The 19,310-nt window shown below is 72.4% G+C and carries 17 protein-coding genes; 11 read left to right on the top strand and 6 right to left on the bottom strand.

The window, feature by feature from the left end:
- Positions 1-208 precede the first annotated feature (208 nt).
- Positions 209-1,333, bottom strand: a complete 1,125-nt coding sequence (gene disA / locus ACZ7P3_RS00085) for a DNA integrity scanning diadenylate cyclase DisA (RefSeq protein ID WP_472078084.1) — start codon at positions 1,331-1,333, stop codon at positions 209-211.
- A gap of 80 nt (positions 1,334-1,413) precedes the next feature.
- A complete protein-coding gene (gene radA / locus ACZ7P3_RS00080) occupies positions 1,414-2,823 on the bottom strand; it encodes a DNA repair protein RadA (protein ID WP_472078083.1) in 1,410 nt (469 codons plus the stop codon).
- Between the two features lie 200 nt (positions 2,824-3,023).
- Here radA and ACZ7P3_RS00075 point away from each other — a divergent pair, with 200 nt between their 5' ends.
- Entirely contained in the window at positions 3,024-4,712 is a 1,689-nt protein-coding gene (locus ACZ7P3_RS00075; RefSeq protein ID WP_472078082.1) for a BACON domain-containing protein, read from the top strand.
- Positions 4,713-4,731: 19 nt separating this feature from the next.
- Here ACZ7P3_RS00075 and ACZ7P3_RS00070 read toward each other — a convergent pair whose 3' ends face one another.
- Positions 4,732-5,571: a DUF3109 family protein gene (locus ACZ7P3_RS00070; protein ID WP_472078081.1), complete on the bottom strand. Its 840-nt coding sequence runs from the start codon at positions 5,569-5,571 to the stop codon at positions 4,732-4,734.
- Between the two features lie 71 nt (positions 5,572-5,642).
- On the opposite strand from ACZ7P3_RS00070, the gene ACZ7P3_RS00065 reads away from it, so the two are divergent.
- Complete coding sequence (locus tag ACZ7P3_RS00065; RefSeq protein ID WP_472078080.1) at positions 5,643-6,575, top strand: Ppx/GppA family phosphatase; 933 nt, start codon at positions 5,643-5,645, stop codon at positions 6,573-6,575.
- On the opposite strand, the gene ACZ7P3_RS00060 is transcribed toward ACZ7P3_RS00065, so the two are convergent.
- Positions 6,557-6,913: a hypothetical protein gene (locus tag ACZ7P3_RS00060; RefSeq protein WP_472078079.1), complete on the bottom strand. Its 357-nt coding sequence runs from the start codon at positions 6,911-6,913 to the stop codon at positions 6,557-6,559. The two genes, ACZ7P3_RS00065 and ACZ7P3_RS00060, sit on opposite strands and share 19 nt — an antisense overlap.
- A gap of 90 nt (positions 6,914-7,003) precedes the next feature.
- Between ACZ7P3_RS00060 and ACZ7P3_RS00055 the strand changes: the two genes are divergently transcribed.
- The 3 genes from ACZ7P3_RS00055 to ilvD all read left to right on the top strand — a co-directional run bounded on the left by ACZ7P3_RS00055 (position 7,004) and on the right by ilvD (position 10,548).
- Positions 7,004-7,825: a sugar phosphate isomerase/epimerase family protein gene (locus ACZ7P3_RS00055; RefSeq protein WP_472078078.1), complete on the top strand. Its 822-nt coding sequence runs from the start codon at positions 7,004-7,006 to the stop codon at positions 7,823-7,825.
- Complete coding sequence (locus ACZ7P3_RS00050) at positions 7,822-8,427, top strand: TetR/AcrR family transcriptional regulator (RefSeq protein WP_472078077.1); 606 nt, start codon at positions 7,822-7,824, stop codon at positions 8,425-8,427. Before ACZ7P3_RS00055 ends, ACZ7P3_RS00050 begins: the two co-directional genes overlap by 4 nt.
- A 267-nt stretch (positions 8,428-8,694) precedes the next feature.
- Positions 8,695-10,548 carry a dihydroxy-acid dehydratase gene (ilvD, locus tag ACZ7P3_RS00045; protein ID WP_472078076.1) on the top strand — a complete coding sequence of 618 codons (1,854 nt, stop codon included), beginning with the start codon at positions 8,695-8,697 and terminating at the stop codon, positions 10,546-10,548.
- 243 nt (positions 10,549-10,791) lie between these two features.
- Here the strand turns inward: ilvD and ACZ7P3_RS00040 are convergent, their stop codons facing one another.
- Complete coding sequence (locus ACZ7P3_RS00040) at positions 10,792-12,900, bottom strand: serine/threonine-protein kinase (protein ID WP_472078075.1); 2,109 nt, start codon at positions 12,898-12,900, stop codon at positions 10,792-10,794.
- Between the two features lie 180 nt (positions 12,901-13,080).
- Between ACZ7P3_RS00040 and ACZ7P3_RS00035 the strand changes: the two genes are divergently transcribed.
- The 6 genes from ACZ7P3_RS00035 (at position 13,081) to proC (ending at position 17,640) form a co-directional block, all read left to right on the top strand.
- On the top strand, positions 13,081-13,407 hold the full coding sequence (locus tag ACZ7P3_RS00035; protein WP_472078074.1) for an SH3 domain-containing protein: 327 nt from the start codon (positions 13,081-13,083) through the stop codon (positions 13,405-13,407).
- Positions 13,408-13,450: 43 nt separating this feature from the next.
- The gene (locus ACZ7P3_RS00030; RefSeq protein ID WP_472078073.1) at positions 13,451-13,966 is read left to right on the top strand and encodes an EamA/RhaT family transporter; all 516 of its coding nucleotides are present in this window, start codon (positions 13,451-13,453) and stop codon (positions 13,964-13,966) included.
- 276 nt (positions 13,967-14,242) lie between these two features.
- Positions 14,243-15,040: a class I SAM-dependent methyltransferase gene (locus tag ACZ7P3_RS00025; protein WP_472078072.1), complete on the top strand. Its 798-nt coding sequence runs from the start codon at positions 14,243-14,245 to the stop codon at positions 15,038-15,040.
- Between the two features lie 118 nt (positions 15,041-15,158).
- Positions 15,159-15,956: an ABC transporter ATP-binding protein gene (locus ACZ7P3_RS00020; RefSeq protein ID WP_472078071.1), complete on the top strand. Its 798-nt coding sequence runs from the start codon at positions 15,159-15,161 to the stop codon at positions 15,954-15,956.
- Positions 15,953-16,750, top strand: a complete 798-nt coding sequence (locus ACZ7P3_RS00015; protein WP_472078070.1) for an ABC transporter permease — start codon at positions 15,953-15,955, stop codon at positions 16,748-16,750. Before ACZ7P3_RS00020 ends, ACZ7P3_RS00015 begins: the two co-directional genes overlap by 4 nt.
- 77 nt (positions 16,751-16,827) lie before the next feature.
- Entirely contained in the window at positions 16,828-17,640 is an 813-nt protein-coding gene (proC, locus tag ACZ7P3_RS00010; RefSeq protein WP_472078069.1) for a pyrroline-5-carboxylate reductase, read from the top strand.
- A 59-nt stretch (positions 17,641-17,699) separates the two neighbouring features.
- Here proC and trpS read toward each other — a convergent pair whose 3' ends face one another.
- A complete protein-coding gene (gene trpS / locus ACZ7P3_RS00005; RefSeq protein ID WP_472078777.1) occupies positions 17,700-18,728 on the bottom strand; it encodes a tryptophan--tRNA ligase in 1,029 nt (342 codons plus the stop codon).
- Positions 18,729-19,310: the final 582 nt, after the last annotated feature.

Here is a 19,310-nt window from a genome sequence, read left to right as displayed (position 1 = left end):
CCTACGCCTCCCATCCGGTCGACGGCCCTGCGACCCCCTGGGGGCGCGGGGAACTGCGCGACAGCCCCCCACCGCCCCGCAGCCGACGACGAAACGGCCGGCTCCACGCCTCGCAGCCGACGACGAAACGACCGGCGCCCACCGACCCGGTGTCGAAACAGGCGGCCCCCACCGCCCCACAGCGGCGACAGAACAGTCGGCGCCGAATTCAGACGTACCGCTCGAGAATCGACGACTCGGCCAGCCGGGACAGCCCCTCGCGGACGCTCCTGGCCCGGGCCTCGCCGACCCCGTCCACCGTCTGAAGGTCATCGACGCTCGCAGCGAGCAGCTTCTGCAGGCCGCCGAAGTGTTCCACCAGGCGGTCGATGATGGCGCCGGGGAGCCGGGGCACCTTGGCCAGAAGGCGGAAGCCCCGCGGGGACACCGCCGAGTCGAGGGTCTCGGGGGAGCCCGTGTAACCCAGCGCCCGCGCCACCGTACCGAGCTCCAGCAGTTCCGCGTGGCTGAGGGCGTCCAGCTCGGACAGCGCCTCCTCGACCGTGCGGGACCGCTTGGCCGTGGGCTCGGGGACGTAGTCCCGCACGACCAGCTCGCGGTCCGGCTCCACGCCCGCGATCAACTCCTCCAGCTGGAGGGCCAGAAGGCGACCGTCCGTGCCCAGTTCGACCACGTATTCGGCGATTTCGGTGGCAATGCGGCGGACCATCTCCAGGCGCTGCGCGACCGCCGACACGTCCCGGACCGTGACCAGGTCCTCGATCTCCAGCGCGGACAGCGTGCCCGCGACCTCGTCCAGGCGGAGCTTGTAGCGCTCCAGGGTGGCCAGCGCCTGGTTCGCGCGGGACAGGATCGCCGCCGAGTCCTCCAGGACGCGCCGCTGCCCGTCGACGTACAGCGCGATCAGCCGCATCGACTGGGAGACCGACACCACCGGGAAGCCGACCTGCTTGGAGACCCGGTCCGCCGTGCGGTGCCGGGTGCCCGTCTCCTCCGTCGGGATCGTGGGGTCCGGCACCAGCTGCACACCGGCCCGCAGGATCTTCGACAGGTCCGACGACACCACGATGCCGCCGTCCAGCTTGCACAGCTCCCGCAGGCGGGTGGCGGTGAACTCGACGTCCAGGACGAAACCGCCCGTGCACATCGTCTCGACCGTCTTGTCGGAGCCGAGCACGATGAGCCCGCCGGTGTTGCCCCGCAGGACCCGCTCCAGGCCGTCGCGCAGGGCCGTACCTGGAGCCACGGCGCTCAGCGCAGCGCGCATCAGGCCATCGGAACCGGCACTCCCACCGGACTTTCCGGGAGCTGCTGCCCGGTCGTTGGCTGCCACTGCACTCCTCCGGTCGCAGGTTCTGGGCGCTGCCGTCGTGCGCACTCGGTTCGTACGGACGGGCGAGACCTGGGCAAAGTCTACCGGCGGTCCTCCGCCTCCCGTGGGGCCTCTCGGCGACGGGAGCGCGGCAGCACCCTCAGCGCCTCCCCTATGTCCGCGACTTCCAGGACCTTCATCCCGGACGGGATCTTGCCCGGATCGCCCGGCACGAGCGCGTGCGTGAAGCCCAGCCGGTGTGCCTCGGAGAGCCTGCGCTGCACGCCGGTGACCCGTCTGACCTCGCCCGCCAGGCCCACCTCGCCGATCGCGACGAGGTTCTTCGGCAGCGGGACGTCGCTCGCGGCCGAGGCGAGCGCGAGCGCGACGGCGAGGTCGGCGGCCGGCTCGGAGAGCTTCACGCCGCCGACGGTCGCGGAGTAGATGTCCCGCTTGCCGAGCGCGCTGATCCGGCCGCGCTGCTCCAGCACGGCGAGCATCATCGACACCCGGGAGGTCTCCAGGCCCGAGGTGGTCCGGCGCGGGGAGGGGATCTGGGAGTCCACGGTCAGCGCCTGCACCTCGGCCACCAGCGGGCGGCGGCCCTCCAGGGTGACCGTCAGGCACGTACCCGGGACCGGTTCGTCACGACGGGTCAGGAAGAGTCCGCTTGGGTCGGTAAGTCCGGTAATGCCCTCATCGTGCAGTTCGAAGCAGCCGACCTCGTCCGTGGCGCCGTAGCGGTTCTTCACGCCGCGCACCAGACGCAGGCGCGCATGGCGGTCGCCCTCGAAGTGCAGGACGACGTCCACCAGGTGTTCCAGCAGCCGGGGGCCGGCGATCGCGCCGTCCTTGGTGACGTGGCCCACCAGCAGCGTGGACATCCCGCGGTCCTTGGAGGCGCGGATCAGGGCGCCGGCCACCTCGCGGACCTGGGCCATGCCGCCGGGCGCGCCGTCGATCTCCGGGGAGGCCACCGTCTGCACCGAGTCGAGGATCAGCAGGGAGGGCTTCACCTCGTCCAAGTGGCCGAGGACCGCGGCCAGGTCGGTCTCGGCGGCCAGATACAGGTGGTCGTCGAGGGCGTTGATGCGGTCGGCGCGCAGCCGGACCTGGCTCGCGGACTCCTCGCCGGTCACATAGAGGGTGCGGTGCTCCGCGCTCGCCGCCTTGGCGGCCACGTCCAGCAGCAGGGTGGACTTGCCGACGCCCGGCTCGCCCGCGAGCAGGACGACCGCGCCGGGGACCAGACCGCCGCCGAGCACCCGGTCCAGCTCCGGCACCCCCGTCGTGCGGGCGGTGGCCTGCCGGCCGTCGACCTGGCCGATGGGCAGCGCGGAACTGCTGACCCGGCCCGGCGCCGTCGTGCGGACCGCGGGCGCACCGTACTCCTCGACCGTGCCCCAGGCCTGGCACTCCGGGCAGCGGCCGAGCCACTTGGCCGTCTGCCAGCCGCACTCGGTGCAGCGGTAGGACGGGCGGTCCTTGGTGGTCTTGGTACGGGCAGCCATGCGGAAACCGTAGCCCGCGGCACTGACAGAGCCCGCCCGGGGCGCCCGCGGGTGATCCGGTCCCGGCCATGGCTCATCGGGTTCGACCCGGGGAACAAGGGGCTCCTGTCCCCTTATGAGGGATCGTTTCACCCGTATGGATTAAAAGTGCTCAAGGTACAAGAAGGGGCACTCCGCCGCCGCCTACGGTCGCACGGGTGATGAGCAGCAGTCCGGAGACCACGACCCGCACCACTGGCGCTCACCGGGCGCACCGTGAAGTGCGCGACCGAGCCGCCGCACGCACCCTCGCCCAGCGGCCGCCGGGGCGCTACGAGCCGTACCTGGACGGTCTGTTCACCTACTGCCTGTCGGTGCTGTGCGACCACGACGCGGCCACCGCCGCCCTCGGGGACGTCCTCGCACTGGCGGAGCGGCGCGGGCAGCGTGTCCCGGAGGCGGCCGCCGACCGCAGGGCCTGGTTGTACGCGCTGGCCCGCTGGGCGTGTCTGCGGGGGCTCGCCGAGGCCAAGCAGAAACGTCAGGCCACCCATGCGGCGGGCCGTTCCACAGCCGGGAAACAGGTGCCCGATCCCCCCGCCGCCCCCGAGATCCAGGAGCGGCGGCGCCGCGAACTCGCCCTGCTCGCCTGGCCGGAAGCGGCCGGCACCACCCCCGAACAGCGCGAGGCCCTCGAACTCGCCGTGCGCCACCACCTCGCCGCACACGAGGTCGCCGCCGTGCTCGGCATGGAGCCCGCCACCGCCCGTGAGCTGCTGGCCTCCGCCGCCTGCGAGGTCGAGCGCACCCGGGCCGCGCTCGCCGTGGTCGAGACCGGCGGCTGCCCGAGCGTGGCCCACCTCACCGAGGACAGCCAGCTGGTTCTCAGCGCGGCCCTGCGCCGTGAGCTGGTCCGGCACGTCGACGACTGCCCGCGCTGCCGCCGTACCGCCGAGCGCGCGGTGCCCGGCCGCTGGCCCGGCGCCACCGTCACCCCGGCCGAGCTGCCCGTCCTGGAAGCGCCCCGCGCGGCCCTGCACGTCGCCCTCGCGCACCAGCCGCGCGCGCGGGGTGCGGCCGTCCCGCGCTTCGACCGGCGCGGCTTCCCGATGGACCCCAAGGACCGCGCGGCCCGCCGCGACCGCCTGCGCGCGCGTGCCGTCACCACGACGGTCGTCGCCACCGTCGTGGCCGCCCCGGTGCTCGCCCTGTGGGCCGCCTACCGGGGCACGCCCGCCGTCGGCGAGGACGGCAGGACGCCCACCGCGCGCGAGGCGCAGGGTCCCGACGTGCTCGGCAGCGACACCGCGGGCGGCTACGAGAACGCGGGGAACGCCAGCGTGAGACCCGGCGGCAGCCCGGGCCGGCGCGGCACGTCCGACGTCTCCGTGGAGGTCGTCAGCGTCTCCGGAGGGGACAGGAGGGGCGCCGGACACCTCGCGGTCGGCGCCGCCAGCGACGGCGACACCACGCTGATCACCCTCACCGCCTCCGGCTCCGCGCCGGTCCGCTGGTCCGCGTCCACCCCGGTGGCCTGGCTCTACCTCAGCCGCTCGTCGGGAACCCTCGCCCCCGGCCAGACGGTGACGACCAGGGTGTACGTCGACCATCTGCGCGAGCCGTCCGGCCACTGGCACGCACAGGTGGCGGTCTCGCCGGCCGGCGCCGTGGTCACCATCGACGGCTACGGCACCGCCCCCGGCAGCCCCTCGCCCCGGCCCTCGACGCCCGGCCCCGATCCGACGACGCCCCCCGCCTCGCCCCCCGCGGATCCGCCGCCCAGCCAGTCCCCGTCACCGACCGACCCGAGCCCCAGCCCCACGCCCACGGACCCGAGCCCGTCCGACCCGCCGCCCAGCCCCTCCCCGCCTCCCGGTGACGACGGCACCCCGAGCCCGTCGGGCAGCTAGCGGGCCTCGCAGGGAAACCTCAGCCGCCCTGCTCCGGGTCCGCCGGGTGCGGTGCCACCAGGGGCAGCTGCGACGCCAGCCGCTGCTCGCACAGCTCGACCAGACGGTCGTAGCCGGCCTTGCCCATCAGCTCGGTCAGCTCGGCCCGGTAGGAGACGTACACCGGGTCGCCCGCGCCGTGTGCCGAGGTCGCCGACGTGCACCACCAGTGCAGGTCGTGGCCGCCCGGACCCCAGCCCCGGCGGTCGTACTCGCCGATCGACACCTGCAGCACGCGCGTGTCGTCCGGCCGGTCGATCCAGTCGTAGGTCCGCCGGATCGGCAGCTGCCAGCACACGTCCGGCTTGGTCTCCAGCGGCTCCCGGCCCTCCTTCAGGGCGAGGATGTGCAGCGAGCAGCCCGCGCCGCCCGCGAACCCGGGGCGGTTCTGGAAGATGCACGAGCCCTGGAACGGCCGGGTCTGCCGGGACCCGTCCTCGTCCTCGGAGATCCAGCCGCCCCGCGCGCCCTCGTCATGGTGCTGCCAGATGTCCGGCGTGAGCCTCGCCACATGCTCGGCGACCCGCTTCTCGTCGTCCTCGTCGGAGAAGTGGGCGCCCAGCGTGCAGCACCCGTCGTCCGCGCGGCCCGCCTGGATGCCCTGGCAGCCGCTGCCGAAGATGCAGTTCCAGCGAGAGGTCAGCCATGTCAGATCGCAGCGGAAGATCTGCTCCTCGTCCGCCGGATCAGGGAATTCCACCCATGCACGCGCGAAGTCGAGCCCCTTCTCGTCGCTCGCCTTCGGGCTCTTCCTGGGCGTCTTGCCGGACTTGGAAGACTTGGCTGCCTTGTCGTCCTTCGCCTTTTTCGTCTTTGGCACCCGTCCAGGGTAAGTCGCCCGGGGCCGCTGCGGGGACCGAGTACGGACGATCTGGCAGTAGCGTTCCGTATATGAGACTCGGTGTCCTGGACGTGGGTTCGAACACGGTGCATCTGCTGGTGGTGGACGCGCACCCCGGCGCTCGCCCGCTGCCCGCGCATTCGCACAAGGCCGACCTTCGGCTCGCCCAACTGCTCGACGACAGCGGTGCCATCGGTGACGACGGCGTCGACAAGCTGATCGCCGTCGTACGGGACGCGCTCCAGGCCGCCGAGGACAAGGGCGTCGAGGATCTGCTGCCGTTCGCGACCTCCGCGGTGCGCGAGGCCACCAACGCCGACGACGTCCTCGCGCGCGTGGAGGAACAGACGGGCGTACGACTCCAGGTGCTCACCGGTGCGGAGGAGGCCCGGCTCACCTTTCTCGCCGTCCGCCGCTGGTACGGCTGGTCCGCCGGAAAGCTGCTGGTCCTGGACATCGGCGGCGGCTCCCTGGAGATCGCCTACGGCATCGACGAGGAGCCGGACACCGCCGTCTCGCTGCCGCTCGGCGCCGGCCGCCTCACCGCCGGCTGGCTGCCCGGCGACCCGCCCGACCCCGAGGCCGTCCGCTCCCTGCGCCGCCACGTGCGCGCGCAGATCGCCCGGACCGTCGGGGAATTCAGCCGCTTCGGCGCCCCCGACCATGTGGTCGCCACCTCCAAGACGTTCAAGCAGCTGGCCCGCATCGCCGGTGCCGCCCGCAGCGCCGAGGGCCTCTACGTCCAGCGCGAACTCAAGCGGGAGTCCCTGGAGGCCTGGGTGCCGCGCCTGTCCGGCATGACGGCGGACCAGCGCGCGGAACTCCCCGGAGTCTCGGAGGGCAGGGCCGCCCAGATACTGGCCGGCGCCCTGGTGGCCGAGGGTGCGATGGACCTGTTCGGCGTGGACAGGCTGGAGGTCTGCCCCTGGGCCCTGAGGGAAGGCGTGATCCTGCGCCGCCTCGATCACATGGGTTCGGCTTGACTCCCTGAAGGGGCGTGGGGCCGTACCGGTGTGCGGCCCCAGCGCGTCGGCACGCGGCCCCACCGCACCGGTGGAGCGGCGTCCACCGCACCGACGTGCGACTCCACCGCACCGACGTGCGACTCCACCGCGCCGACGTGCGACTCCATCGCGCCGACGTGCGACTCCATCGCGCCGACGTGCGACTCCACCTCGCCGACGTGCGACTCCGCCCCGCCGACATGCGACTCGACCGCGCCGACGTGCGACTCCATCGCGCCGACGTGCGACTCCACCTCGCCGACGTGCGACTCCGCCCCGCCGACATGCGGCTCAACCGCCTGAGCGCGGTCGGCCACACTGCACTCGCACTGCGCCCGCACCCGCACAATGACCCATCTCACAACGGCGAACAGGCACCCGACCCCCTCACTGCTCGACCCCGTAAGGTGACGGACGTGGCTGAACCATCGGACGTGCGCATCGCGCTGTCGACCGCCTCCGTGTATCCGGAGTCGACGGCGACGGCCTTCGAGATCGCCGCGCGCCTCGGCTACGACGGCGTCGAGGTCATGGTGTGGACGGACCCGGTCAGCCAGGACATCGAGGCCCTGCGCCGCCTGTCCGACTACCACGGCATCCCGGTCCTGGCCGTTCACGCCCCCTGTCTGCTGATCACCCAGCGGGTCTGGTCCACCGACCCCTGGGTCAAGCTCCAGCGGGCCCGGGCGGCCGCCGAGAAGCTGGGCGCCGACACCGTCGTCGTCCACCCGCCCTTCCGCTGGCAGCGGCAGTACGCCCGCGACTTCGTCACCGGGATCTGGCGGATGGCGCACGAGACGGATGTGCGCTTCGCCGTCGAGAACATGTACCCGTGGCGCTACCGCGACCGCGAGATGCTGGCCTACGCCCCCGAATGGGACGTCACCAAGGACGACTACCGGCACTTCACGATCGACCTCAGCCACACCTCGACGGCCCGCACCGACGCCCTGGACATGATCGACCGCATGGGCGACCGCCTCGGACACGTCCACCTCGCCGACGGGCGCGGCTCGGCCAAGGACGAGCACCTGGTCCCCGGGCGCGGCAACCAGCCCTGCGCCGAGCTGCTGGAACGTCTCGCCGTCACCGGTTTCGACGGTCATGTCGTCATCGAGGTCAACACCCGGCGGGCGATGTCCGGCGCCGAGCGCGAGGCGGACCTCGCCGAGGCCCTGGCCTTCACCCGCCGGCACCTGACCTCCGCGGTGAAGGTGCCGCGGCGATGAGCGGGACCACGGCACGGCGGCGGGGGCGGCCGCCGCGCGCCGAATCCGCGGACACCCGCGACCGCATTCTGGCCTCGGCCCGCGAGGAGTTCTCCGAACGCGGGTACGAGAAGACGTCCGTACGCGGGATCGCCAAGGCCGCCGGTGTCGACTCGGCGCTGGTCCACCACTACTTCGGCACCAAGGAGCAGGTCTTCGAGGCGGCCATCGCGGTCGCCTTCGCGCCCGCCCTCGACGCACCGAACGCGGCGGCCGACGGCCCGCTGGAGGGCGTGGGGGAGCGACTGACCCGCTTCTTCTTCGGCGTCTGGGACAACCCCACGACCCGTGCGCCGCTCCTCGCGATCCTCCGCTCCGCCGTGAACAACGAGACCGCCGCCGCAGTCTTCCGCCGCCTGGTCGCCTCCCAGCTGCTGCGCCGGGTCGCCGCCCAGGTGGACCTGCCGGACGCGGAACTGCGGGCCGAGCTGGCCGCGGCACAGATCGTGGGCACGGCGATGATGCGCTACGTGATCAAGCTGGAGCCACTGGCCTCGGCGGACCTGGAGCAGATCATCACGCGTGTGGCGCCGGTGGTGCAGCGCCACCTGACGGCGCCCTGACCCCGGGCGGCCGGCACGGGCGGCTCTGACCGGGCAGGCCCGGGACGGGCAGGCCGCGGGTGGCCGGGACGAGTAGGCGGCGGGGGTGCCCGGAGCGGCGGGGGTGCCCGGACGGCGCCGTGAACCGCGGCGGGTGGCCGTGCCGGTCGGTTCCGTGAAACACCTGTCCCGCATTTCGGACAACCTTGTCCATCCCTTGGAGGGGCGGCGTAGGCTCGGAGGGAGTCAGAACTCTCTGGCGGTAGGTCTTCGAAGGAGCGAGCGACGATGCCCGAGCTGAGGTCCCGCACAGTCACCCACGGCCGCAACATGGCGGGCGCCCGCGCCCTTATGCGCGCCTCCGGTGTACCCGGTGCGGACATCGGCCGGAAGCCGATCATCGCGGTCGCCAACTCCTTCACGGAGTTCGTGCCGGGCCACACCCACCTGCAGCCCGTCGGCCGGATCGTCAGCGAGGCGATCAAGGAGGCCGGCGGTATCCCGCGCGAGTTCAACACCATCGCGGTCGACGACGGCATCGCCATGGGCCACGGAGGCATGCTCTACAGCCTCCCCTCCCGCGACCTGATCGCGGACAGCGTGGAGTACATGGTCGAGGCCCACTGCGCCGACGCCCTGGTCTGCATCTCCAACTGCGACAAGATCACCCCGGGCATGCTGATGGCGGCCCTGCGCCTGAACATCCCGACGGTCTTCGTCTCCGGCGGCCCGATGGAGTCCGGCCGGGCCACACTGGTCGACGGCACGGTCCGCACCCTCGACCTGGTCGACGCGATCTCCGACGCCGTCAACGACAAGATCTCGGACGAGGACATCCTCCGTATCGAGGAGAACGCCTGTCCGACCTGCGGCAGCTGTTCCGGCATGTTCACCGCCAACTCGATGAACTGCCTGACCGAGGCCATCGGCCTCTCCCTGCCCGGCAACGGCTCGGTCCTCGCCACCCACACGGCCCGCCGGGCGCTCTACGAGAACGCCGCCCACACGGTCATGGACCTGACCCGCCGCTACTACGAGCAGGACGACGACACGGTCCTGCCGCTCAACATCGCCACCTTCCAGGCCTTCGAGAACGCCATGGCCCTGGACATCGCGATGGGCGGCTCCACCAACACGATCCTGCACCTGCTCGCCGCCGCACAGGAGGCGGGCGTCCCCTTCGGCCTGGAGCAGATCGACGCCGTCTCGCGCCGCGTCCCCTGCCTGGCCAAGGTCGCGCCCAACGTGGCGAAGAACCGCACCTACTACATGGAGGACGTGCACCGCGCCGGCGGCATCCCCGCCCTCCTCGGCGAGCTGCACCGTGCGGGCCTGCTGAACGAGGACGTGCACGCGGTGCACAGCCCGTCCCTGGCCGACTGGCTGAAGACCTGGGACGTCCGCGGCGGCTCCCCGTCCCCCGAGGCCATGGAACTGTGGCACGCGGCCCCCGGCTGCGTCCGCTCCTCCGAGGCCTTCTCCCAGTCCGAGCGCTGGGAGTCCCTGGACGACGACGCCGAGGGCGGCTGCATCCGCTCGGCCGAGCACGCGTACTCCAAGGACGGCGGCCTCGCGGTCCTCAGGGGCAACCTGGCCGTGGACGGCTGCGTGGTCAAGACGGCCGGCGTCGACGAGTCCATCTGGACCTTCGAGGGCCCGGCCGTGGTCTGCGAGTCCCAGGAGGAGGCCGTCCAGCGGATCCTCACCCAGGAGGTCAAGGACGGCGACGTCGTCGTCATCCGCTACGAGGGCCCCAAGGGCGGCCCCGGCATGCAGGAGATGCTCTACCCGACCTCGTACCTGAAGGGCCGCGGCCTCGGCAAGAGCTGCGCCCTGATCACCGACGGCCGCTTCTCCGGCGGCACGTCCGGCCTCTCCATCGGCCACGCCTCCCCGGAGGCGGCCTCCGGCGGCACGATCGCCCTGGTCCAGGACGGCGACCGCATCCGCATCGACATCCCGAACCGCACGATCGACCTGCTGGTCGACGAGGCGGAGCTGGCGCGCCGCGAGCAGGCACTGGGCGGCGTGTACGCCCCGAAGAACCGCGAGCGCAAGGTCTCCGCGGCCCTGCGCGCCTACGCGGCGATGGCGACGAGCGCGGACAGGGGCGCGGTGCGCGACGTGACCAAGCTGGGCTGACCCGTCCACGGGAAGGGGCCGCCTCCGCGGTGGGGGGCGGCCCTTTCGCATGTCAGCAGGCCGACGCCCCCCACGGTCACCAGATCGTCGGCCCGCACGGTCAGAGGCCCACGCCCCGCACGGCCAAGAGGCCGACGCCCCGCACGGTCAGAGGCCGACGCCCCGGACGGTCAGCAGGTCGTCGGCCCGCACGCTCACCAGGTCGTCGGCCCGCGCGTCAGGAGGCCGCCGACGCCCCGGACGTCACCAGGTCGACGGGTTGCGTGTGTCGAGGGCGAAGACAGTGCCGTCGGGGGCCGTGGCGAAGACGCGATGGCCGACGACGACCGGGGCGGGCGGTGCTCCCGCGATCTCCGAGCGCGTGCCGAGGCGGGCCTCGGTCTGCCCGACGAGCCTGCCCTGAGCCGCGTCGGCGGCGAGGAGCCGCCCGTCGCCCGTGCTGAAGTACACCCGGCTGCCGTCGGCGACCGGTGCCGACCCGCGGGCCACGGAGGTCTCCAGGCGCCAGAGCTGCTTGCGCGCGTCCAGGTCGACAGCGACCAGGGAACCCCCCGTGGCCAGGAGATAGGCGAAGTGCCCCCGCACGGTCGCCTGGGCGTCGTCGAGTGCGGCGGTCAGCCTCACCCGGTGCGTCTCCTTCGCGGCGGGGGTATAGCGGACGACCTCCTCGGTGTGGCCGTAGACGCTGTCAACGGACAGGAAGAACACCGAGCCGCCCCCGGCGCCGAACGGCTTCAGTGCCCCGGCGAGCCGGACATCCCAGCGCACCTTGCCCGTGCCCGGATCCACCGCGGTGACCCGGGTGCTCGAACCGTCGGCGGACGTACGGGCCGCGTAGGCCAGCGGGTCTCCCGCGAACGACAGGAAGCTGGGCGTGGCCTGACCGGGGAACCCGCGTTGCCACTTCGTGTCACCGGTCGCCGCGTCCACACCGGTGACCGTCCCGTCGGCGCGCGTGAGCAGGACCGTGCCGCCCGCGTGGTCAATCGTCGTGTCCGGGGGCAGGCGCCGCGCCCAGACCTCCTTGCCCGAGGCGGGTGCGAGGGCCGTCAGCCGTGACCCGTCGCTCGTCGAGGGCTGCACGAGTCCGGAGGCGACCAGGGGCGGTGCGCTCGTGGTCTGCGCGGCGACGGAGTGCCGCCACACCAGGGTGCCGTCGGCGGGGGACACGGCGAACACCGCACCGGGCCGGGCGCAGAGCAACTTCCCCGCCCCGTAGGAGCATTGCGCCATGCCCTTGCCCGTCCCGGCCGGCTCGGCCGACCAGGTGGCGGAGGCCGTCGGCACCGTCCGCGGGCCCTCGCCCCGTGCCGGATGCCGGGCGGTGTCGAGCAGCCGTAGCGAGGTCAGGGTGGCGAGCACGGCCAGGCCGAGCGCCGCGGCGCCCACGGCCGCCATCCGCCTGCCCCGGCGCGCCCCGGACTGCTCCGAGGACGGCTCCACGGCCCGTTCGGCACCGGTCCACTGCCCGCGGTCGTCCTCGCTCGTGCGTTGCGCGGGTATGAACGCCTGTGTGTCGTACGAGGCTGCCTGCGAGCGCAGTTCGCGCATCAGCTCGTCGGGGGTCGGCCGGTTCTCGGGCTCCTTGGCGAGACACCGCAGCACCAGCGGGGCGAGGTTCTCCGGCACGTCGGTGAGATCCGGTTCGTCGTGCACCACCTGGTACGCGACGACATACGGGCTGTCGGAGTCGAACGGCCCCCGCCCGGTCGCCGCGTGCACCATCACCGACCCGAGGGCGAAGATGTCCGCCGCCGGTCCCACCTCCCGCGGGCGCCGGAACTGCTCGGGCGCCATGAAAGGCGGCGTGCCGATCAACTTCCCGGTCTCGGTCCGCAGTTCACTGTCCTTCGGCCGGGAGATGCCGAAGTCGATGACCTTCGGCCCGTCCTCGGCGAGCAGCACGTTGCTCGGCTTGAGATCGCGGTGCACGACCCCCACCCGATGGATGTCGCGCAGGGCCTCCGCGAGCCCGGCCATCAGTCGCCGCAACTGCGCCGACGGCATCGGGCCGCTCTGCTTCACATGCTCGGAGAGCGTCGGACCGGGGATGAACAGCGTCGCCATCCAGGGCCGTTCGGCCTCCGGATCGGCGTCCACGACGGACGCGGTGAAGGCGCCGCTCACCCTCCGCGCCGCCGCCACCTCCTGCCGGAAGCGCCCCCTGAACTCGCGATCCCGGGCGAACTCGGCGTGTACGACCTTCACCGCGAGCTTCAGCCCCGAGGTGCTGCGCGCCAGATGCACCACGCCCATGCCACCGGACCCCAGACACGACTCCAGGTGGTAGTGACCGGCGTACTCGGGAAGTTCCGCTTCCGCGCCCGCTCCGGTGTTGCGCTGTGGCGTCATGGACCACCCCCGTGCTGTTCGTCCGCGCGCGCGACGCACGGAGCCTAGTCGATGACTCGTGCGAGACCGAGGCGGCTTGCTAGCGTCTGCACACGAGTTGCGCACAGGTGTTTCGCCACGCGGCTCGGGGGAATCAACGGCACCCATGAGAGCCATGGGAACAACGGGGGGAGGCACTCGATGTCGGTCGAGCGCGTCGAAGAAGCAGGCACCACGGACACGCCGGAGACCGCGACGGCAGCGGTCGACGCGGCAGGGTTCCGCTACTACTCGGTCGCCCCGGGCGTCCGCCTGAACGTCCGCAGCGGCCCCGGCACCGGTTACAGCCTCGTCCGCCTCCTGCCCGAGGGTGCCAAGGTCCACGTCTACTGCCAGTCGCCGGGCACCACCGTCGCGGGCCCTTACGGCACGACGAACATCTGGGACAACATCAGCAACGGCGAGTACGTCTCGGACGCCTTCGTCCAGACGGGCAGCGACGGCTACATCGCCGGACGCTGCGGCTGACCCCGCTCCGGAGCCCGCCCCCGCCCGGAGCCATAATCGTCCCGTGAGCGACGAAAACGGCACCCCGGACGACCCGGCGGGCGGCGCGGCCCGGGGCGGCGGCCCCCGCCCGGAACCCCTGCGGTTCTTCGGCACCTCCTGGGTGGACCACGACAACGGGTACACGGCCCGCCGCGTCGGCACGGCCGCAGGCTCCCTCGCCGCGGCCGTCGCCTCCTGTCTGATCCTGCGCTTCGCCTACCAGGGCATCCAGATCGCCGACACCGGCGCCTTCGTCACCGTGCTGATCGTCGCCATGTTCGCGATCTGCAGCGCGCTCGCCTTCCGCAACACCTGGGAGGGCTTCGGCAAGCGCCACGATCCCCAGCGCCAGGCCTCGCTGCGCGGCCTGCTGGCCATCGGCTTCGTCGGCTCCCTGCTCGCCTACTTCTTCCGCTCCCTCACCGAGGCCCCGGGCGAGAAGCTGCACCGCGAGGAGTACGACAAGGCCCGCGAGGAGTACGACCGCCGGTCCACGCGCCGCGCCGGCAACCCCGCGAGGAAGAAGCGGCGCGGGTAAGGAGGCGCGGGTAAAGCGGCGCAGGTAAAGCAGCCCGGGCACAGCGGCCCGGGTAAGGCGGCGCAGGTAAAGCAGCCCGGGTAAAGCGGTCCGGGCACAGCGGCCCGGGTAAAGCGGCCCGGATGAATCGGCGCGGGTAAGGGGACCACTGCAAAGGGGACCGGTCCAGGGCGCAGGCCGAGGGGCCCGGCCCCGTCCCGAACCCGCCGAACGCCGCCCGCCGCCCGCCTGAATACTCGCTGTCCCCTCGCGCCCCACCTCGCGCACCATGGCGGCATGACCGCGACCTCAGCCTCCTCCGAGCCGTCCGCGGCGCCGCACGCCCTGCGCGCCCACTCCTTCAACGCCGCCGCGGCCCAGTACGCGGCGAACCGCCCCTCCTACCCGCCCGCCCTCTTCGACACCGTCGAGGAGCTGGCCGGCCGGCCGCTGTCCGGCGCCCGGGTCGTGGACGTCGGCGCCGGTACCGGCATCGCGACCGCCCTGCTGCACGACCGCGGCGCCGATGTCCTCGCCGTCGAGCCCGGTGCGGGCATGGCCGCCGAGTTCCGCCGCACGCTGCCGCACATCCCGATCGTGCGGGGCAACGGCAACGCCCTCCCCGTCGCCGACGCCCACGCCGACTTCCTCACCTACGCCCAGGCCTGGCACTGGACCGACACGGCGCACTCGGTGCCGGAGGCGCTGCGCGTCCTGCGGCCGGGCGGCGCGCTGGCGCTGTGGTGGAACACCGACGCGCTCGACGTCGAGTGGATCGCCGGGCAGGCCGGCCGCACGGGCCGCTTCTTCGGCGTGGACATGGTCGCCGAGAAGCGCAAGGCCGGGAACCGCACGGACCTGGCCGACCCCAGCGGCCGCCTCCGCTTCACCCGCGGCGAGGTCCGCTGGAGCCGCCGCGTCCCGGTGGAGACCCACCTCGCCAACATCGCCAGCCACTCCGCCTTCCTCGTCACCCCCGAGGAGCGCAGGGCCGCCTTCCTGGAAGAGGAGCGCGGCCATCTGCTGAAGGCCTTCCCGGACGGCTTCGTCGAGGAGACGTACGACGTGCTGCTGCTCGTCGCGACCGCACCCTGACCCGACACACCTCCTCGGCAGCGGCGGCCCGGTTCCTGTCCGGGCCGCCGCTTTCGTGTACGGAACACCGGCCTGCGCCCCTTGACTGCCGCGGCCCTGCGAACCGATTATTCATCACATGATGAATTCTGTGTCCGATCCACTCCGCCCCACGGCACCGGACGCCGTCCACGCCGCGGACCTCACCGTCGTCCGCGGCCCCCGCACCGTCCTCCACCACCTCGGCTTCACCGTCCCCCGCGGCCAGATCACCGGCCTGCTCGGCCCCTCCGGATGCGGCAAGTCCACCCTCATGCGCTCCGTGGTCGGCACCCAGGCCAAGGTCACCGGCACCCTCGACGTCCTCGGCCTCCCGGCCGGCCACCCCGCGCTGCGCAGCCGCATCGGCTACGTCACCCAGGCCCCCTCCGTCTACGACGACCTGACCGTCCGCCAGAACCTGGACTACTTCGCCGCGATCCAGGACCCCGGCCGGCCCACCGCCCAGCGCCGCCACGACGTCGAACGCGTGCTCGCCGACGTCGACCTCACCAGCCACGCCGACGCCCTCGCCGGCAACCTCTCCGGCGGACAGCGGGGCCGCGTCTCCCTCGCCGTCGCCCTCCTCGGCACCCCCGAACTCCTCGTCCTGGACGAGCCGACCGTCGGCCTCGACCCCGTCCTGCGCCGCGACCTGTGGAACCTCTTCCACGACCTCGCCGCCGAGCGGGGCGCCACCCTCCTCGTCTCCTCCCACGTCATGGACGAGGCCGAGCGCTGCCACCGCCTCCTCCTCATGCGCGACGGCCGGATCCTCGCCGACGACACCCCGGACGCCCTGCGCACCCGGACCGGCACCGACACCGTCGAGGCCGCCTTCCTGCACCTCGTGGACGAAGCGGTCGCCGCCGACCGCGCCAAGGAGACGACCCGATGAGCACGACCACGACCATCCCCGCCGGCCCGGCCACCCCCGCCGCGCCCACCGGTCCGCTGAACGCCGCCCGCACCACTGCCACCGCGGCCCGCGTCCTGCGCCAGCTCCGCCACGACCCGAGGACCATCGCGCTGATGATCCTCGTCCCCTGCCTGATGCTGATCCTGCTGCGCTACGTCTTCGACGGCAGCCCGCGCACCTTCGACAACATCGGCGCCTCGCTGCTCGGCATCTTTCCGCTGATCACGATGTTCCTGGTCACCTCCATCGCCACCCTGCGCGAACGCACCTCGGGCACCCTCGAACGCCTCCTCGCCATGCCGCTCGGCAAGGCCGATCTCATCGCCGGCTACGCGCTCGCCTTCGGTGCCCTCGCGATCGTCCAGTCCGCCCTCGCCACCGGCCTCGCGGTCTGGCTCCTCGGCCTCGACGTCACCGGCTCGCCCTGGCTGCTCCTGCTCGTCGCCCTCCTCGACGCCCTGCTCGGCACGGCCCTCGGCCTCTTCGTCTCGGCCTTCGCGGCCTCGGAATTCCAGGCGGTCCAGTTCATGCCCGCGGTGATCTTTCCCCAGCTCCTGCTCTGCGGCCTGTTCACCCCCCGCTCCGACATGCACCCCGTCCTCAGGGGCATCTCCGACGTCCTGCCGATGTCGTACGCCGTCGACGGCATGAACGAGGTCCTCCACCACACCGACATGACGGCCACATTTGTCCGGGACGTGCTGATCGTGGCGGGCTGCGCCCTGCTGGTGCTGGGGCTGGGGGCCGCGACGCTGCGACGCCGGACGGCGTGAGCCCCCTGCCGGCACGGTGAGTCCGCCCACCGGACAGCCCGCCCGCACCCCTGAGCACCGGTGCGAAACTGAACCGCATGAGCCAGAAAGTCGCAGTCCTCGGCACCGGCAAGATCGGCGAAGCCCTGCTCAGCGGAATGATCCGGGCCGGCTGGGCCCCCGCCGACCTCCTGGTCACGGCCCGCCGGCCCGAACGGGCCGAGGAACTCCGCTCCCGCTACGGAGTCAGCCCGGTCGGCAACACCGAGGCCGCCAAGACCGCCGACACCCTGATCCTCACGGTCAAGCCCCAGGACATGGGCGCCCTCCTGGACGAACTCGCGCCGCACGTCCCCGCCGACCGGCTGGTCATCAGCGGCGCCGCCGGCATCCCCACCTCGTTCTTCGAGGAGCGGCTGAGCGCAGGCACCCCGGTCGTGCGCGTCATGACCAACACCCCCGCCCTCGTCGACGAGGCCATGTCCGTCATCTCCGCCGGCAGCCACGCCACCGAGGCGCACCTCGCCCACACCGAGGAGATCTTCGGAGGCGTCGGCAAGACCCTCCGCGTCCCCGAGAGCCAGCAGGACGCCTGCACCGCCCTGTCCGGCTCCGGCCCGGCGTACTTCTTCTACCTGGTCGAGGCCATGACCGACGCCGGCATCCTGCTCGGGCTGCCCCGCGACAAGGCCCATGAGCTGATCGTCCAGTCCGCCATCGGCGCCGCCGTGATGCTCCGCGACAGCGGCGAGCACCCCGTCAGACTCCGCGAGAACGTCACTTCCCCGGCCGGTACGACGATCAACGCCATCCGCGAACTGGAGAACCACGGCGTCCGCGCCGCCCTCATCGCCGCGCTGGAGGCCGCCCGCGACCGCAGCCGCGAACTCGCCTCCGGCAAGAAGGACTGAAGCCCGCGGCGCCCCGGGGCGGCGGGTCACCCCGCCGCCCCGCGGCCGCCGGACGACGCTCAGGAGCGAGCGGCGCCCGACACCGGCTCCGCCACCGGCGGCAGCAGCCCGATCGCCCGGTAGGCGGCGTCGACGAACGGCCGGGCAACCGCCCGGGCCTTCTCGGCCCCCTCCCGCAGCACCGCTTCCACCTGGGCAGGATCGGTGCACAGCTCCCGGTGCCTGGCCTGCACGGGCCGCAGGACCTCCACCACGGCCTCCGCGGTGTCCTTCTTCAAGGCGCCGTACGACTCGTACGCACCGGCCAGGGCCTCAGGGGTCCCGCCCGTGCACGCCGCGAGCACCTCCAGCAGATTCGCCACGCCCGGCCGCGCCTCCCGGTCGTACTCCACGTCCCGTCCGCTGTCGGTGACGGCACGCATGACCTTCTTGCGGATCACCTCCGGCTCGTCGAGCAGATAGACGACCCCCAGACCCGAGTCGTCCGACTTCCCCATCTTCGCCGTCGGGTTCTGCAGATTCATCACCCGCGCCGCCACCCCCGGCCGCGTCGCCCTCGGCACCACGAACGTGTACCCGTACCGCTGGTTGAACCGCTCCGCCAGATCCCGCGCCAGCTCGACGTGCTGCACCTGGTCGTCCCCGACCGGCACCTCCTGCGCGCCGTACCCGAGAATGTCCGCCGCCATCAGCACCGGATACGTCAGCAGCGACAGCCGCACGCTCCCGCCGCGCTCCCGCTCCCGCGCGGCCTTCTCCTTGTACTGGATCATCCGGCGCATCTCGCCGTCGGTCGCCACGCACTCCAGCAGGTACGAGAGCCTCGTGTGCTCGTCGACATGGCTCTGCAGGAACACGGTGCACACCTCGGGATCGAGCCCGGCCGCCAGCATCAGCGTCGCCGTCTGCCGACTGAGCCTGCGCACCCGCGCCGGATCGTGGTCCACGGTCAGCGCGTGCAGATCCACGACGCAGAACAGCGCGTCGGCCCGGTGCTGGTCGGTCTCAGCCCAGCGCCGCATGGCTCCCAAGTAGTTGCCCAGCGTCAGATGTCCGGTCGGCTGGATTCCGCTGAAGACCCGCGTCATCTCCACTCCACCTCCTGATCGAGACCGCCGCTTCCGCGGCCGGCCTCCGGAGTGCCCTGGAGGAGATACGAGAACGGCCGCCGATGCGGCGGCCGTTGGATGCATACGTGAGCACGGCCGCCGTCAGGCGGCCCACCAAAGCTGGGTACACGTACGCGTGGTCATGCCGGCCAGGGTACGCCTCCGGGGTGCCCCCAGGACAGGAGTTGACACACCCCTGGCCGCTACGTAGTGTTCTCCGAGTTGTCCGACGTGAGCGCCGACTCCGGTCGGTCCCCGGACAGCCATTCCGCCAGTACCACCCCACTCTTCGGCGCTTCGGCGTCGATTCTTTTGGTGTGCATATGACGAAATGAGGAATCCGCGCCCGAAAGGACGCAGCCCCCGATTAGCTCGGGAGCCAGGAATCCGCTAAAGTCTCACTCGTCGGAACGGCCCAACAGCCGGGAAGACAAACCCGCCGACCGGGAATCGGACGCCGAAAGGTTCTGATAGAGTCGGAACCGCCGGAAAGGGAAACGCGAGAGCGAGAACCTGGAAAGCACCGAGGAAATCGGATCGAGAAAAGATCTGATAGAGTCG

This window comes from Streptomyces sp. NPDC107581 (assembly GCF_055657175.1).
Note: the sequence above shows the minus strand (reverse complement) of the source record. Positions and strands in the feature narration are given on the sequence as shown.